Consider the following 15976-nt stretch of genomic DNA (forward strand, 5'->3'; position numbering starts at 1 on the left):
CTTCAGCCCCTAGGGGAGCCCACTACTGGATCAGCCTGCTGTGCCCGAACACCCTCGTCCCGGTGGAGTACGAAGAGGGCAGCGCAAGCGGAACCATCATGACACGCGACCAAAGCTCACCGTCCGTTGGTACCGCCTCGTGGTCCCCCCATACCCATAAGTGTCCGGCACTCCCCATCCCGGTTCCAACGGTCCGAGGACCGCTCACTCACAGCGACGGAGAAAATCACCTAACAAGTGAGCCGGCATTGGGGTAAGGACCCGAATACCCGACGAAACGGCTCGTCCCCAGCCATCCCTCAGCGCGGGCTGGCGCCAACGGCCAGCTGGCTAAGTGCGGTGGGTTTACGGCGGCGTGCCGAGTGTGCGAGTGCGGTGGTTGATTCGATAAGCTGGGCGCAAGGTTAAGCAGACGGCCGACAATTAGCTACGCCATCATGGATGCTAGTTTTTGTCCCTCGCGTAGCTGGTGATGCTCCGGGCACGGAAACGACTTTCTGATGCCGTTCTGCATGGACAGACCCGGAGCCCACTGCGATGAGCAGCGATCTCACCGATCCGCATACCAACGACAACCACCACCTTCACGACGCCATCCTTGATTCTTCCGATGTACGTCAGTTCCTCGACGAGCTCTGTCAGCATGCGGTGCGCTCGCTGAGCTTTGGAGAGCGAATGCTCTGCGGCATCACATTGCTACGCGATCGTAAAGCCGCAACCGTTGGAAGTAGCAGCGAATACGCCCAGAACATGGATGAGATTCAATACAGCTTCAATGATGGTCCGTGCCTGAGGGCCGCCCGTGAGCAAGTCATTGTCGAAGTCCCGGACGTACGCCGGGAAGAGCGCTGGCCGCAGTATGCCGAGATCATCTCGGAGCACGGCCTGCGCTCAATTCTCGCGGTCCCTTTCGATCTGGCAGGGGAAGCGAGAGCCGCGCTGAACCTGTACTCGGATGCGGTGAGCAAGTTCACTGACGAAGCAATAGAACGCGCAAGGACGTACGCGAATGAAGCCTCCCGCTCGCTACGTCTTGCCGTACGCATCGCCCAACACAGCGAGCATGCCGGAAACTTGAAAGCGGCGCTGGAATCACGGACGGCGATCGATATTGCGGTGGGGATCATCATGAGTCAGAGCCAGTGCAGCCAAACCGAGGCGTTCACTTTCCTGGTCAAAGCGTCCTCACACCGCAACATCAAACTACGAGACCTTGCCGGGCAAATCGTCGCCGGCGCCAACGCGAACTCGAAACCCGCAACACACTTCGATTACTGACAGCATGCATGGGTCAAGCCTGAAGTGCCGAGGAAAATATGAGCAATATAAGGTTCTCAGCCAGTCTGTCCGAATGACGGACGCGGTTCGTCCTGCGGTATGGGACCTCAGAAACGGGTGAACCGCCGTTAAACGAGTAGCATGGCCGGACTGTCCTTATATCAGCAAGAGATCGAGTTGGAACCCAAAGGGTTCTCCGACTGACGTTCGGGCATCTGGAACGCGAGGTGATGCCATGTCCGGCCGGAGTCTTCACGTGAGCCGGCGGGTTCTCGCTGTCCTGGGGCGCGTGTGTGTCTACGCCCTGATATGGGCGGGGCTCACGCTGCTCATCGCCGCTGTCGGCATCCGCTTCTACTGGGGCAAGATCTCGGTGGGTCAGATGGTCCTGAACCTCGTCTCCGTAGAAACGAACGGCGGAGGCGGAGCCATCGTCTGGACCGGCATCCTCGGGATCGGTGTACTGCCTCTGCTCATGACCGCGGGGGTCGCTTTCTGGCAATACTTCCGACGCCGCAAGCGTCGAAAGTACGGCGTCGTCCTTCCGCGGCGACTGCAATGGATCACGCACACCGCCTTCACTGCTCTGGTGGCCGCGCTGGTGATCGCCGGCACCACTTCCTTCGCCAGCACAGTCAGCCTGTGGGACTACATCAAGGCGGCGAACTCCTCGTATGACATCGGCAACTACTACGTCGAGCCGACCATCACCAGCGATGTGCACAAGCGGAACCTGGTGTTGATCTATCTCGAGTCAGGTGAGGGAACCATCGCGGATGATCAACTCTTCGAAAAAGACGCCTTTGCTTCACTCAAGGAGGCCACCCGGGCTTCAGATGGTTGGCAATCCGTCGAGAGCCTGCGCGAGTACAAAGGTGGTGGCTGGACAATGGCCGGGCTCGTTTCCACCCAATGCGGCATCCCCTTGAAAGGCACAAGTTCCGCTATGGGAACCGGCGCGTTCAACAGTCTCGGCGGCGAAGTCGATACCTATCTGGGTGGAGTCACTTGCCTGGGTGACGTTCTGGACGCGCACGGCTACACCAACGTCTTTCTGGGCGGTGCGAATGCCTCCTTCGCAGCGAAGGATGTCTTCCTGAGCAGTCACGGCTACTCCGAGATCAGGGACCTCTCCGATTGGCGCGCAGCCGGTGAAACGGCGGAGAACTTTCGCAGCGACTGGGGCCTGAGCGATGAACGCCTCATGGCGAACGCCAAGGAAGAGGTCGACGTGCTGCACGCCGAGGCGGAGAAGTCCGGTGAGCCGTTCAACCTCACATTGTTGACCCTGGACACACACGCGCCGCTGCACATTTTCGACTACTGCGACGTGGACACGGAGGACGCGACCACCTCGGTGTTCTCCTGCTCCATGACCCAAGTGGCTGGCTTTGTGAACCACATGAAGGAAAAGGGCTACCTTGACGACACCGCGGTCGTGATCATGGGCGACCACCTCAAGCAGTTGAGCACCGGCGACCCCTTCGAAGAACAGTTAAGCGGCAACCACAACCGCACCATCTTCAACCGAATCTGGATTCCGGGCGCGGACAGCAGCGCCACATGGCTCGGTGACGTGGATCAACTGAACATGTATCCGTCCATATTGGAGGTGGCCGGCTTGGCCCTCCAGGACCAGGAGGCAGGCCTGGGTGTGTCCGGTCTCGCCTCGACTGTTCCCACTGACTCCGCGCAGGCTATGAACCCTGATTCCTATGCTGAGCTGTTGAACTCGGCTTCGCCACGGTTTTATGAGGAGGCTTGGGACGGCGAGAGTGCCATCGAGTAGCGCTGTCCGTTCGTGCGCGGAAGCTCCTCGAAAGCGGGCTTGGCAAACAAATAACCCTGGAACAAGCGGATGCCGCCAGCCTGCAGGAACAGGAACTCGGCTTCGGTTTCGATGCCCTCCGCGAGAACCGTGATGCCGAGCTTGTCAGCGATACCGACGACGCCGGTTACGACCGCCTGGCGAGCAGGGCTGCTATCGATTCCTCGAACGAGCTCCATATCAATATTGATGAGGTCTGGTTGGAACTCAACCAGAAGCCCCAGTCCCGCATGGCCGGCACCGAAGTCATCGATGGCCGTGTAGAAACCATGTCTTCGATACTCGTTAATGATGTTGCTGAGGTGCCCTGTGAACCCGAAGGTGAAGCTGCCATTGAGCGCCGGCGTCCTCCGGGTAGAAATAAACGCCCGGTATGGCCATTGAACTGAACGGCAACCAGCCATGTGTTCCCCTAATCGGAGTGTCTGGCGAGGACGATTGTTCACGCCTTGGTGATGCTCAGTGTCACCTTGGCGCACTTATCGGCCCACTTGATCAGGGCGGCCTTTTCGGCCTTATCGACTGTCATTCCCCACCGAGCCTTCACAACTGTCCACTGAGCGATGTAGGCGCACTGGTTCGCCGGCGGCATCCACTGCTCAGGCCCGGACGCCTGCTTGGAGGCGTTCAGGCTACTGGTCTGGGCGTTCAGTGATCCGGCGTACCCAAGGTCGTTGTAGAACGCCACCCTTCGTGCCTGGGTCCAGCTCCGGGCTCCCGAACCCCAGGCCTCGTGGACGGGCACCATGTGGTCGATCTGGACGGTGCCGGCCGACGTATGAGTCTTGTTATCGAACGTGGTCACCCATTTGCCGGTTGCAACAGTGCAAGGCTTGACGGTTGTGTATTTCGGGGCAACCTTGCTCTCCGATATAAGGACCTCGTGACGGGTGTTCTGGCAATCCTTATTCTGGTCAATCCACTGCCCGAAGTAGCGGTTCCGGTCGTACCCAACGTTATTCTCCACGGCAACGGGGAGGGCACGGACGGCGGTCCTTAGATCGGTTGTATAGGTCGTCGCGGCCTGGGCCGGAGCGGAGAGGCCGGTGAGCAGCAGCCCTGCCGTGAGCGCAGCAACGAGCGCAGATTTCATTCGCATGGTGTTCCCCCAAAATCGAAGCACCCACCGTAGGGCGCTGAGCTGATCTTGGCACCCGGAATCGGCCATTCAGCTCAACTTGAGGGAAAACTCGGCAAGACTTTAGGTTCACGTGGTCGACGGAGGTCCGCGGTTGCTGCCTCAGCGCGGGCTCAAGGAACCGCCGTGCTTGGATAGAGGCATGAGTAGTGATCCGGTAGTTGCCGTCTGTGGCCCTGTTTCATGGAACCACCTGATACTCCTCGACCGCCTTCCGGAGCCTGTTCCCCACATGCAGTTCGCACGGCGTTCCTGGCACACGGTCGGCGGAACCTCTGCGGGGAAAGCCCTGCACCTGGCGGGTCTCGGCATTGACGTACGTCTGTGCTCACCTCTTGCCGCGGACGACGACGGCGAGCTTGTCTGTGATCTGCTCACCGCGGCCGGCGTCACGGTGCAGCCGATAGCGTCCGATCGCACTGAGCGCCACGTCAACCTCATGGATGATCACGGCGGGCGGGTTTCGCTTTATGTTTCGCTCCCGTCCACGCCATCTCCGAGTACGCTTCAATCCACTGGAGCCACGGTCGCCGCAGCTGATGTTGCTGTGATTGACCTGAGCGAACTCGGCGTTCTACTGCTGGAAAGCGGGGTTGTCGGACAAACACCGCTGTGGGTGGATCTGCATGATTACGACGGCTCGTCTGCTTTCCATGAGCCATTCGTGCGTGCCTCCGATGTGCTGTTCATGAACGATGATCGAACCGACAATCCATGGGAGCTGATGCGCTCCTGCATCGAACGGGGTCCTCGCTTGGCGGTGTGCACACGGGGAGCGGATGGTGCGATCGCCTTGGAGGCGAATGGCGCCAGGCATGAGATATCCGCGCTTCCGGCCGCCGTCGTCGATACGAACGGTGCAGGAGACGCTTTCATGGCCGGTTTCCTCGCTGCCACCGTCCGCGGTGCAGCGGTGGCTCAAGCTCTCGAGGCGGCGGCCGCGCAAGCCCGTATCGCCATTGAGACTGAGCACCTACACCCGGTGCTCTTGGAACACCCGATGTCAGGGGTGATCCAGACACCGTGAGTTCGCTGGGTGGACTATCAATTGATGCTTGGTAGGCCGCCTAGCGCCTGGTCAGATACCTGCTCAGGAGCACGCCGTGGGGGAACGTCCGGGTTTCCACGAGCTTTAGGTTCACCCAGTTGTCGAGGGCTGTGAAGAACGGGGTGCCACCGCCCACCAGGACCGGATGGGAAACAATCACGTACTCGTCGATCAGCCCCGCCCGCATCGCCGCCGCGGCGAGCGTGGCACCGCCGATGTCCATAGGGCCGCCGTCGTCGGCTTTCAGCCGGGTGATCTCGGCAACCGCGTCACCGGTGGCAAGTCGGGCGTTCCAGTCGACCGTGCTGGTTGTGGAGGAGAACACCACCTTCGGCATGTCGCGCCAGCGCTGGGCGAACTTGATCCGGGCAGGGGTGGCGTCGGGCTGCTGGTCTGCGGTTGGCCAATCGGAGCTCATCATTTCCCATAGTTTGCGCCCGTACAACGCAAGGCCCGTTGCAGCCACCCGGTCTGACCACCATTGGAACAGCTCCTCGCTCGTTACGCTCCAGCCGAGGTCGTTCCCAGGCGCGGCAATATAGCCGTCCAGGCTCGCGTTCATGGCGAAAGTCAGGTTGCGCATGCGTCACTACCGGCTAGGGCGCGCATATTTTTCCAGCCTCTGCGGGTCGACCAACAGGCCGCTGTCCCAGTCGCCAAGGTCTGCCGCTGCCTGGTAGGTGGCCCGTAGGAACTGGAGCAGTGCGACGTCCGGATCCTCAGCAGTTCGAACGGCCTCATACGGCAACAGGAACTGCCGGAATTCTGCGCTGTAGTACGCGCCCTCGACGTCGATCAGTACGTCGCGGTAACCCTCGGGTTCCGGATAGGCATAGGAGTAGAAAGCGCCCTCCTCGCCGCCGCCGGGCCAAAACCCACAGCTGGAGAGTTCATGGGAGTAACCCTCCTCCATGACCCAGTCGGCACAGTTTGGTGCGCCTCCGGGATGAGTCGGGGCGGTGCGCCCCGAGAAGCGCGTGCAAGCCAGATCCATGGCTCCCCAAAAGAAGTGGACAGGGCTCACCTTGCCGAGGAACTCTGAGCGGAAGCGGGTGATGACACGATCGGCCTGGAGCAGCTGCCGCCAGAAGGCAGTGACCGAAGCCGCATCGTAGGACGCGTGATGATGGTCTTCCACGAAGGGAACAGCAGGGTCCACCTCGGTTGGCACCGGCCGGATTGGTGCTTCGATCCCGAGTTCGGCCAGCGCCTCCATCGTCCGGGCGTGAAATTGGGCCACAGACTGCGGCTCAAGTGCGACGCTCCGTTCCCCACCAGCACTGCTGCGCACCTGAAGGCGGTGGTTAACGACGTCGAACTCCATGTCGAAGACCCCGTTACCGTATGGGATTGAGGACGTACCCAGACCGCGTGGTGTTACATAAAAGGGGATCTGCCACCAGTGATTGATCAGAGGCGCGTGCGCCATCCGGACCTTACCCACCACCTGGAACCACATGTGCAGGGTGGCTTGCGTGTCCTGCCAGTCGTCAACCCTTAGCTCGGGCCACATATTCGCCGTCGCGTTTACTTGCTTCGTCGCCTGCTCGTTCACTGCTACCTCCGTCGCAATCATGGCCACCTCCAACAAGGCGCCGGGTCTCCCATCCGCAATCAAGCACACCGGTCACAGCCCGTAGAGAAGGAAGGATGCTCACATCCTATGAAGATGCGGGCGATATAGGGCACAGGCGCCCTTTTGCTGGTCAGGGAGGAGCGCCGCGGGGCCCCCTTGATGTGACCGACACGGAGTCGAAAATTGCGCAGCAAGCCGTGTCGCAGTCGCACTATAGGAACATGAGCGCGTGGAAATCGTACCGGCGCCAGCCGCCGGTTATCGCAGCGGGGGCGGCCCTGCTGGCCTGCGTTGTGTTCTGGGTCATCGGGCTGTCCGGTGGACTCGCCTTTTTTCAACGTTCGACGGATCCGATGATTGCGCTTCTTGGCCTCTACGGCATGCTGGGCGCGGTAGCCGTGTCGATCATCGTGGCCGGAGGCGCGGCCTCCTACATCGCCAGAACCATGCCACGGCGGATCAGAAGGTAAGCAAAGGGAGACTCACCAGGGTGACTAGTTCATTCCTCCGGTGAGGAGTCGTCGTCGTCTTCGTGCTGGTTGGCTATCTGGCCGTCATGGATCCTTTTCAGTGAGACCCCCTCAAGGTAAGACGGTACGGGCGGGTCCTTCTCTTCATCAGCTGTCATGGGCAAAGTCTAGGGGGCCTGGGTCCACCAAGTCGCCGAACGCAGGCCACAAACTCACACGCCACTGACGATCACAATCTCGTTGCCTTCAGGGTCGGCGACCCGCCATCGATCCTCCGACTCGCCAAGGACGCGGCCACCGGCTGAAACGGCCTCAGCGATGCGCTGTTGCGCGAGATCCGCCGGCACAGCGAGCTCGAAGTGGATACGGTTGCGCTGCCGACGCCGGTCCGTCTCAGAAGCGTCCAGCTCCTGGAAGACCATCACCGGATTCAGTCGACGCGGATCGTAGATGTCGCTGACCCCGACCCGTGTATCGGGGGTGTATCCGAGTGCAGCGGCCCAGAACGCGCGGACCGCCCCGACATCGGCTGCGTCCAGAAAGAGCTGAGTGAAGCGCGGCAGCCCGGGATCCGCTGAGGCCCCGAGTTCGCGTGCAGCCGTCTGAAGATCCGCGGCGAGATCGGTGAAGTTGAGGGCGAGCCCGTGGGCGTCGTCTTCCCATTGATCCTTACCGCTGTCGAGGATGACCAGCCCTGGCCGCAGGTCGACCAACAGTGGGAAGCCCGTGCCGTCGGCTAACGCCGAGGCTGCGGTGGCCAGGGCATGCTGCTGTGCGGGCGAGGTGACGCGGTAGCACGCCATCGCGCTGAATACCGCCTGCCAATCAGCTGTCTCCGTTTCCTCGTCGAGCTCCGCGCCCGGTACAAGGTCAACCTCGTTGCCGTCGGGGTCGCTGTGGCGGACTCCGAACGGTCCCGACGCCTCACCAAGATTCGCTTGCTGCACTGCCCTGGCCGGACGCACCACGTCGACATGGATGCGATTGCGCAGGGGCCGCAGCTCGGTCGACTGCCGGATCCGTAGGCCGGGATCGCGCCAGAGAGGATCCGCCAATGCGCCGTCCTCGGCAGGCGCATAGTCGAGCACGCCCTGCCAGAACCGGCTCAGGGCAGAGGGGTTCGCGGATGCGAATACGACACTGACTTGCTGCAGCGCGGCGGGGTTCGCGGCAAGCCCGAGCTCTCCTGCGGCTGCCGATACCGCCTCGGCGTCCCCGCTGGATGAAAGCCGCACGCGCACACCTGTCGGGCGTAAGTCGACCGAAATGTCAGGCGACACCTCGAGAATCCGCCCTGCCAGCGCAGCGCCCGCGGTCAGCGAACGTGCATCGAACCACGCCATTGGGATGCCGTCGAGGAAACGCCAATCCGATCCGACCTCACTCATACCCGGCACTGTACCGCCGATTACGGCCGATCTGTTCCGCAAGTACTACCGATTCCCAGTACTACCGATTCGTAGCTCAGCGGAGGACCAACGCAAGGCCAAGCGTGGCGGCTGCGAGTAGAGGGAACAACCAGTTCGTGATGTGAATCATCGCTTGGGCGCCTGGTCCGTTGCCTTCCCCCGCTGTGGAGAGTGGATCGGTGATCCGCTCGTCGTCCTTCGAGCGGGATGACCTGATGGTGTTCAGGATCGAAAGTGCCACCATGGCAAGGGTGCTGCCGATAAGCCAGGGCAGCGGTTGAAGCGCCAGCCATGCGTCCACCCGGTCTGTCGGAGCTGCAAACGCAGAGAGCAGGCCGGCCAGTGCGCAGATCGCGCTGATCCCCACGCAGACCCAGATGCGCCGGATAACAGCTTCAAGGTAGAGCGGCAGCAATGCTATGAGCAGGACCGGCGTGCCGAGGAGTAGTGCCAGCTGTGCAGGTGAGACAAGCAGCGATTCGGATCGAGTCCAGGAAACCACTGCCAGGTTGAAGACAAGAAAGGCCAGGAGCGCTAGTAGCGATGGCCAGAGTGCCTTCTTGATCCAGTCATTCCTCGGCGCAGACGGGAGGTCGAGCGCGGCAGCGTAATCCCGGGCTGAACCGAAGGCTTCTTCGGCGTGTTGCCCAGTGTCACTGAGGAGCTCGCGGGCGCTCGCAATGGTGTCACCGATGGCACTTCCATGCACCTGGCGCAGACGAAGCTCCATGACGAGCTCGTCGAACCATTTCTTGTCGCTGGTGCGCTGCATCATGCGGGGGTCTCCTTTGTGAGGCGCTGGTGGTCGAGGTAGCGGGTACTGGTCTCGGTGAAACGGAGCCAGTCGGCACTCAGACGAGCGAGTTCTGCGCGCCCCCGCTCCGTCAGTGCGAAGTATTTGCGGCCGGGGCCGGCGTCGCCGGCACGCCATTCCGTGGTAAGTAAGCCGGCAGATTCGTACCGGGTGAGAAGGGGATACAAAGTTCCGCCTTTGATGGTGCCGAACCCATTACGCTCAAGATCGCTGATGATGGCGTAGCCATACGAGGGCCCGGCGGCGAGCGCCCGGAGGGCAAGGAGGCCCAGGGTGGCCCGCAGCCAGTCGCTTGGCCAGTCCACGCTTTCCTGAGTTTGGGAATCAACGCTCGGAACGTTCATGATTATATGGTCTGTCTAAGTAGCTAGCCTGTAAAGCTGCTGCCCCCGGAGACATCGCTCCCTTCCCCTTCCGGGCCGCCTGGGCTAGCGTCGAAGTCATCTGCTGACCCGCCGTCCGGAAGGAGTGGTAGTCATGGACATGGCCACCATCAATGCTGCGCTCGAGAACGTCATAGGCCGTGTAGAACGGGCGGAGGTGCTCGATGCACCGGCCAATGCAGTGGCCGACATTGTGGGCAAATACTTGAAGCCCGGGCTTATCAAGGATGTGCTGAGCGGGACGGGAACCGGACACCCGGCCCACCCGATCCTCATCCTCCTTCCCCTGGGCTCGTGGGCGTCCGCGTTCTTTCTCGACCTCGTTGGCTCGAAGGATGAGGGGACCGCGGTCGCTGCACGCCGGCTGATCGTCATCGGGAATCTCGCCGCGCTGCCGACCGCACTGACCGGCCTCAGCGACTGGGCTGACACACAGGGCGCAGAACGCCGGGTCGGGCTCGTTCATGCGGGTCTCAACGTCACGGCCCTCGGCCTCTTCACCGCAAGTGCTGTTGCGCGTCAAACGCATGCCCGCGGGTTGGGCGTTCTCACCACAGCCCTTGGGATGGGACTGGTGTCGGTGTCCGGTTGGCTGGGCGGACACCTCGCCTACGCCCGGGGCGTGGGAACCGACACCACCGCCTTTGAGGTGGCGCCATCGAACTGGACCGATGTGGCGGCCGTGGACGACGTCGCTGACAAGCCCATGCGCGTCGACGCCGGGGGAGTGGCAGTGCTACTGGTCCGCCATGCCGGTGAATTGCGTGCAATGTCGGATCGCTGCACCCACCGCGGAGGGCCCCTGCACGAAGGGACCATTGAGGATGGCTGCGTAGAGTGCCCCTGGCACGGCAGCCGTTTCCGCCTGACCGACGGACAAATCGCCCGCGGTCCCGCCACGCGGCCCCAGCGCGCCTTCGAGGTGCGCATTCTCGATGGAAGGGTGGAGGTTCGCCCAGCCCCCGATCCCGGATCCCTCCGGACCGAGCCGGTTACCGCCGGTGGGGAAGCTTTCTAAAACGACACCAGACAACTGTGTCAAACGCCGTCGTAATGGGTACTCCTCTGGCACGAAGCAACAGCTGCGAGACAGAAGGAGCGCAATGACGAGCGAGCCCCAAACGATGACCCGCGGAAGCGCTGCCGAGCAGGGCGCAACCCTGACCATCCATGACCCCCGGGACGGCAGTGAAGTGGGAACGGTTGAGTCCGCGGGCAGGGAACAGGTGGCGCTCGCCGTCCAGTTGGCCAGAGCGGTTCAACCCGAATGGGCTGCAGTCGCGCCCGCCGAGCGGGCGGGGATGCTGAGGTCGGCCGCCGGTGCCCTGCGCGACGGCGCCGATCAACTCGCAGACCTGAACAGCCGTGAGACCGGCCGCCCCCGGGATGAGGCGCTCGCCGGGATTGAGGCCGGAGCCGCAACGCTCGAGCAGTATGCCGAGCTGGGCCCGCTGCACCGCGGACACAGCCTCCGCGGTTCAGCTCTGGCTTCCGACTACACGGTGACCGTGCCGCGTGGAGTGGCTGCGCTCCTGACGCCGTGGAATGACCCGGTAGCCGTCGCCGCCGGTTTGATCGGCGCCGCATTGGCGACCGGCAACACGGTTGTGCACAAGCCGAGTGAGCGCTGTCCCCACGTCGGTCAGCGGCTGGGGGAACTGCTTTCGCCCTGCTTTCCTGCAGGAGTGCTGACCACTCTTTCCGGCGGACCCGACGTCGGAGCTATGCTCACCGCCGAGGACGGCATCGACGTCTACGCACATGTGGGATCGAGCGCCACCGGTGCGCGCATCGCCCGCGCTGCAGTGCTCACCGGGGCCCACGTGATCCGTGAGAACGGCGGTAACGACCCGCTCCTGATTGACGACGACGTCGACCCCGCCTGGGCAGCCGAACAAGCCGCTATCGGGGCGTTCAGTAACAGCGGACAGATCTGCACCGCCGTCGAGCGCATCTACGTCCACGACGCCATCGCCGATGAGTTCTGCGCCGCCCTCGCCGCCGAAGCACGGCGTCGGAACGAGCCCGGCGTCCTTGCGCCGCTCGTCGACCGCCGCATGCGGGAAGCGGTGGACCGCCAGGTACAGGCCGCTCGTGAGATGGGCGCCGAAGTGCTCGAAGGCGGTAAACTCCCGGAAGGACCGGGAGCCCACTACCCGGCAACCGTCCTGCTCAACTGCACGGAGCAGATGGACGTCATGGCTGAGGAGACCTTCGGCCCCGTCGCCCCGGTAACACGCGTGGGCACCTTCGACGAGGGGCTCAAACTCGCGGCAGCCGGGCGGTATGGGCTGGCAGCCAACGTTCTGACCGGCCGCATCACCAACGCGCAGAAAGCAGTCGCGGCGTTTACGGTAGGAACGGTCAAGGTCAACGCCGTCTTCGGCGGTGCTCCCGGCGGTTCAGCACAGCCCCGCGGTGAAAGCGGTGAGGGCTTCGGCTACGGACCCGAACTGCTGGACGAGTTCTGCACCGTCAAGGTGGTGCACATTGAGGCACCAGGGAAGGCATCCGGATCATGACCGCGCTGTCTGAAACGCGCGGGCTCGCCGAATGGGTGCCCGTGGAGTTGGCCCGCGTCGCCCCGCTGATCACTGTGGTCGGAGATGTGATTCTGGATGGCTGGTGGACCGGGAGCATCGACCGGTTCTGCAGGGAAGCCCCCGCGCCGGTGGTCGACGTGCAGCGCCGCGAGTACGCACCGGGCGGGGCAGCGAACACCGCCATGAACCTCGCCGCGCTCGGTGCGCGGGTGCGCCTGGTCGGCCTCGTGGGAACAGACGACGCCGGTATCCGCCTGAGTGCCCTGCTTGACGACGCCGGCGTGGACACTTCCGGCCTCGTCGCCGTTCCCGGCATCAGGACCACGACGAAGAACCGGATCATCGGCGGTGACCAGGTAATGCTGCGCCTGGACGACCAGGACGGGGAACCACCGGCGGAAGCCGTAGCAGCCCTCGCCGAAGCGGTTCCGGCCTCCGTGAGCGGGAGTGCCGCCGTCGTGGTCTGTGACTACGGCACAGGAGCGCTCGGCTCGGCCGTACGGGCAGCGCTGCGGGGAAGCATCGGAGAGGCCCTGACTGTGGTCGACGCACATGATCCGCGTCCCTGGGCGGAGCTGGCCCCTGCCATCGTGACGCCGAATGCGCTGGAAGCGGCACGCCTGCTTGATACGGGTTTCCCGCCCAAACCCGCCGAGGACCGCGCGGCGCTGGTGACCGACCGCCGCGCCGAACTGTTCGCAGCGACGGGGGCGAGCGCCGTCGTCGTCACCCTGGACCGGGATGGCACCGTGCTTCTCACCGCGGAAGGGCAGGGTCACCGCACGTGGGCCCGCCCGGCGTCGGAGAAGCAGGCGTCGGGGGCGGGAGACACGTTCGTTGCGTGCCTGACCGCAGCGCGGGCGGCGGGTATGCCCGTGACAGCGTCGCTGGACCTGGCGCAGGCGGCGGCCGATGTTGTCGTCAGCCGACCCGGAACCTCGGTCTGCTCCACGGCCGATCTCGCGCAGTACCTGGGCGGCCTCTCCTCGGCGGTCCTGCCGCTCGACGAACTTCTCCAGCGCGTGTCCGGTGAACGCGAACAGGGTCGCAGGATCGTGTTGACGAATGGATGCTTCGACGTGTTGCACCGCGGCCACACCCGCTACCTGACCCAGGCGAAGCAGCTGGGCGACGTGCTGATTGTCGCGCTGAATGGAGACGATTCGGTGCGGCGGTTGAAGGGCCCGGACCGGCCCATCAACGGTGTGGGGGATCGCGCGGGCGTCATCGCGGCGCTGAGCTGCGTCGATTACGTAACCGTCTTCGACACCGATACCCCGGTGTCCCTGATCGAGGCGCTGCGGCCCGATATCTACGCGAAGGGCGGAGACTACTCGTCCCAGATGCTCGAGGAAGCGCCAGTCGTGGAGCGTTGCGGCGGCGTGGTGCGCATCCTCGATTACGTTCCAGAGCAGTCGACGACGGCGATGGTCGAGAAGATCCGGACGCCTCGGTCGACTCCTCCCGCCGCTTCCACAACTGTGCCGTGAGCGGGCGCTGGTCAGGGGAGTGGGGACGGCAGGCTCCTACGCACAAGCCCGTGCTGGAGGTACTGATCCCCTCCTACGGACGCGCGGCCGAACTAGCCGTCACCCTGTCGGGACTCGCGGGCCAGGACGAGCCGGATTTCGCCGTCATCCTGAGCGACCAAAGCGACGGCGAGCCGGTCTGGTACGAGCCCGCGGTCGCCGCGATGCTCCGGGTGCTCCGCGCGCAGGGGCGCTCCGTGACGCTGGAGAGGAACCTGCCGCGTCGTGGGGTAGCCCAGCAACGCCATTTCCTGCTCGAGCGTTCCAGCGCTCCGGAAGTGCTCTTCCTCGACAACGACGTCTGGCTCGAGCCGGGAATGCTCCTGCGCATGCACGCCGCACTGCAGGAAGCGGGCTGCGGATTCGTGGGAGCCGCCGTGCAGGGCCTGTCCTACCTCGACGACCACCGCAAACACGAACGTTCGTCGCTGGAACTCTGGACGCGGGAGGTCCACCCGGAGCGAGTCCGTCCTGCGGACCCCTCCTTCGAACGGTGGCCGCTGCACAACGCCGCGAACCTCACCCACGCAGCAGCCGAGCTGAACCTGCCCCCGGGTGACTGGCGCCTGTACAAGGTTGCGTGGGTAGGCGGCTGCGTCCTGTTCAACCGGCACGCGTTGGTGGACAGCGGCGGGTTCGACTTCTGGGATCAGCTGCCTCCCAACCACGCGGGCGAGGACGTCGCCGCCCAGTGGCGGGTCATGGAACGGTACGGCGGCGCCGGGATCCTGCCGTCGGGCGCGGTGCACCTCGAGTCACCGACCACGGTACCGAACCGCGAAACGGACGCGGCCGCCGTCGTACTCGGTGTGGACCGGCGCTAGGCGACCGAGACGCCGAACGCCAGCCCGAGCGCGTACGTCGCCGCGGCGGCGCCCAGCCCGATGGCCAGCTGACGCAGGGCCCGCTTGAGCGGCGAGGCCCCCGACAGCAATCCAACGACGGCGCCCGTCGCCAACAGCGCCAGCCCCACGAGGACACACGCTGTCACCACCGCGGCCAGTCCGGTCAGCCCGAAGATGTACGGCAGGACGGGGATGATCGCGCCGGAGGCGAAGAAGCAGAAGCTGGACGCTGAGGCCCCCACGGCACTCCCGACGCTCTCATGATCATCCTGCGGTTCCTGGCGCTCCGGCTGCAGGGACAGGCTCGGATCGCAGTCACAGCTGAACTGGCCCATCCGCTCTGCCGCACGGTGCTCCGCGGCCTCCGGTGACATCCCGCGGGCACGGTAGACCAGCACGAGTTCGTTCGCGTCGATGTCGAGTTCCTTGGCCGCCGTCAGGGTGACCTGCGTGGGGCGCGACGCCGAGAGCAGTTCACGCTGCGAACGCACCGACACGTACTCGCCGGCACCCATCGACAGTGCACCGGCGAGGAGACCAGCGAGCCCGCTGAACAGCACGAAGGCACTGGAAACGCCCGTGGCGCCGATACCCATCACGAGCGCGAGGTTACTCACCAGACCGTCGTTGGCCCCGAAGACGGCCGCACGGAAGTTGCCGGAAAGCCGGTTGCGCCCGCGCGTCGCGAGGCCGCGGACCACCTCCTCATGGATCTGCTCGTCGGCGGCCATCGCACTCGTTGCGGAGGGATCTTCCGCATAGGGGGAGCGGCCCTCCGCACGTTGGGCGAGGGCGAGGACGAAGACCGACCCGAAACGCCGGGCGAGGAAGCCGAGGATCCGGTTCCGCAGCGACGGGCGGAGGGGCTTGCCGACGTCGTCCCCCAGAAGCGTAAGCCAGTGCTGCTCGTGCCGGCCTTCCGCCTGGGCGAGGGCCAGAAGGATCTCCTTCTCCTCACCACCGCGCTTGCGCGCCAGGTAGCGGTAGGTTGCGGCTTCTGCCCGTTCGTCGGCCAGATACTGCCGCCATCGCTTCACATCGGCGGGTGTTCGCGTTGCCTGGGGGGTCAAAACCGGCTCCTGATCTCACACGGCCAGGGCTGATGGGGAGCTCCG

General features: G+C 64.1%; 17 protein-coding genes. 8 read left to right on the forward strand and 9 right to left on the reverse strand.

Translation table 11 applies throughout. The features are described from left to right. The first annotated feature begins 537 nt into the window (after positions 1-537). Together M1D74_RS03040 and M1D74_RS03045 are read left to right on the forward strand one after the other, a co-directional pair. Entirely contained in the window at positions 538-1278 is a 741-nt protein-coding gene (locus M1D74_RS03040; protein ID WP_458116428.1) for an ANTAR domain-containing protein, read from the forward strand. Positions 1279-1534: 256 nt separating this feature from the next. Then, positions 1535-3067, forward strand: coding sequence for an LTA synthase family protein (locus M1D74_RS03045; RefSeq protein ID WP_458116429.1), 1533 nt, complete (start codon positions 1535-1537; stop codon positions 3065-3067). Here the strand turns inward: M1D74_RS03045 and M1D74_RS03050 are convergent. Both M1D74_RS03050 and M1D74_RS03055 read right to left on the reverse strand, forming a co-directional pair. Further along, positions 3028-3510, reverse strand: coding sequence for an EAL domain-containing protein (locus M1D74_RS03050; protein ID WP_458116430.1), 483 nt, complete (start codon positions 3508-3510; stop codon positions 3028-3030). The two genes, M1D74_RS03045 and M1D74_RS03050, sit on opposite strands and share 40 nt — an antisense overlap. 38 nt (positions 3511-3548) lie before the next feature. Next, entirely contained in the window at positions 3549-4199 is a 651-nt protein-coding gene (locus M1D74_RS03055; protein ID WP_458116431.1) for an HNH endonuclease family protein, read from the reverse strand. A 187-nt stretch (positions 4200-4386) separates the two neighbouring features. Here M1D74_RS03055 and M1D74_RS03060 point away from each other — a divergent pair, with 187 nt between their 5' ends. After that, the gene (locus M1D74_RS03060) at positions 4387-5271 is read left to right on the forward strand and encodes a carbohydrate kinase family protein (protein WP_458116432.1); all 885 of its coding nucleotides are present in this window, start codon (positions 4387-4389) and stop codon (positions 5269-5271) included. Positions 5272-5311: 40 nt separating this feature from the next. Here M1D74_RS03060 and M1D74_RS03065 read toward each other — a convergent pair whose 3' ends face one another. Beyond that, positions 5312-5875, reverse strand: coding sequence for a dihydrofolate reductase family protein (locus M1D74_RS03065; protein WP_309072247.1), 564 nt, complete (start codon positions 5873-5875; stop codon positions 5312-5314). 6 nt (positions 5876-5881) lie between these two features. Continuing rightward, positions 5882-6868: a DUF5996 family protein gene (locus M1D74_RS03070; RefSeq protein WP_458116433.1), complete on the reverse strand. Its 987-nt coding sequence runs from the start codon at positions 6866-6868 to the stop codon at positions 5882-5884. A 221-nt stretch (positions 6869-7089) separates the two neighbouring features. On the opposite strand from M1D74_RS03070, the gene M1D74_RS03075 reads away from it, so the two are divergent. Continuing rightward, a complete protein-coding gene (locus tag M1D74_RS03075) occupies positions 7090-7338 on the forward strand; it encodes a hypothetical protein (protein WP_458116434.1) in 249 nt (82 codons plus the stop codon). A gap of 29 nt (positions 7339-7367) precedes the next feature. Here the strand turns inward: M1D74_RS03075 and M1D74_RS03080 are convergent, their stop codons facing one another. The 4 genes from M1D74_RS03080 to M1D74_RS03095 form a co-directional block, all read right to left on the reverse strand. Beyond that, entirely contained in the window at positions 7368-7496 is a 129-nt protein-coding gene (locus M1D74_RS03080) for a hypothetical protein (RefSeq protein ID WP_458116435.1), read from the reverse strand. Between the two features lie 54 nt (positions 7497-7550). Then, positions 7551-8726, reverse strand: coding sequence for a VOC family protein (locus M1D74_RS03085; RefSeq protein ID WP_458116436.1), 1176 nt, complete (start codon positions 8724-8726; stop codon positions 7551-7553). Between the two features lie 76 nt (positions 8727-8802). Beyond that, positions 8803-9522: a hypothetical protein gene (locus M1D74_RS03090; protein ID WP_458116437.1), complete on the reverse strand. Its 720-nt coding sequence runs from the start codon at positions 9520-9522 to the stop codon at positions 8803-8805. Beyond that, on the reverse strand, positions 9519-9905 hold the full coding sequence (locus M1D74_RS03095; RefSeq protein WP_309072241.1) for a PadR family transcriptional regulator: 387 nt from the start codon (positions 9903-9905) through the stop codon (positions 9519-9521). Before M1D74_RS03095 ends, M1D74_RS03090 begins: the two co-directional genes overlap by 4 nt. Before the next feature lie 133 nt (positions 9906-10038). Between M1D74_RS03095 and M1D74_RS03100 the strand changes: the two genes are divergently transcribed. From M1D74_RS03100 to M1D74_RS03115, 4 genes are all read left to right on the forward strand, one after another. Further along, on the forward strand, positions 10039-10962 hold the full coding sequence (locus M1D74_RS03100) for a Rieske 2Fe-2S domain-containing protein (protein WP_458116438.1): 924 nt from the start codon (positions 10039-10041) through the stop codon (positions 10960-10962). Between the two features lie 85 nt (positions 10963-11047). Further along, entirely contained in the window at positions 11048-12466 is a 1419-nt protein-coding gene (locus tag M1D74_RS03105; protein WP_458116439.1) for an aldehyde dehydrogenase family protein, read from the forward strand. Then, positions 12463-13977 carry a D-glycero-beta-D-manno-heptose 1-phosphate adenylyltransferase gene (rfaE2, locus tag M1D74_RS03110; protein ID WP_458116440.1) on the forward strand — a complete coding sequence of 505 codons (1515 nt, stop codon included), beginning with the start codon at positions 12463-12465 and terminating at the stop codon, positions 13975-13977. Before M1D74_RS03105 ends, rfaE2 begins: the two co-directional genes overlap by 4 nt. Further along, a complete protein-coding gene (locus M1D74_RS03115) occupies positions 13974-14840 on the forward strand; it encodes a glycosyltransferase (RefSeq protein ID WP_458116441.1) in 867 nt (288 codons plus the stop codon). Before rfaE2 ends, M1D74_RS03115 begins: the two co-directional genes overlap by 4 nt. Here M1D74_RS03115 and M1D74_RS03120 read toward each other — a convergent pair. Beyond that, entirely contained in the window at positions 14837-15931 is a 1095-nt protein-coding gene (locus M1D74_RS03120; protein WP_458116442.1) for a VIT1/CCC1 transporter family protein, read from the reverse strand. The genes M1D74_RS03115 and M1D74_RS03120 overlap by 4 nt on opposite strands. Positions 15932-15976: the final 45 nt, after the last annotated feature.

Source organism: Arthrobacter sp. D2-10, assembly GCF_054161285.1.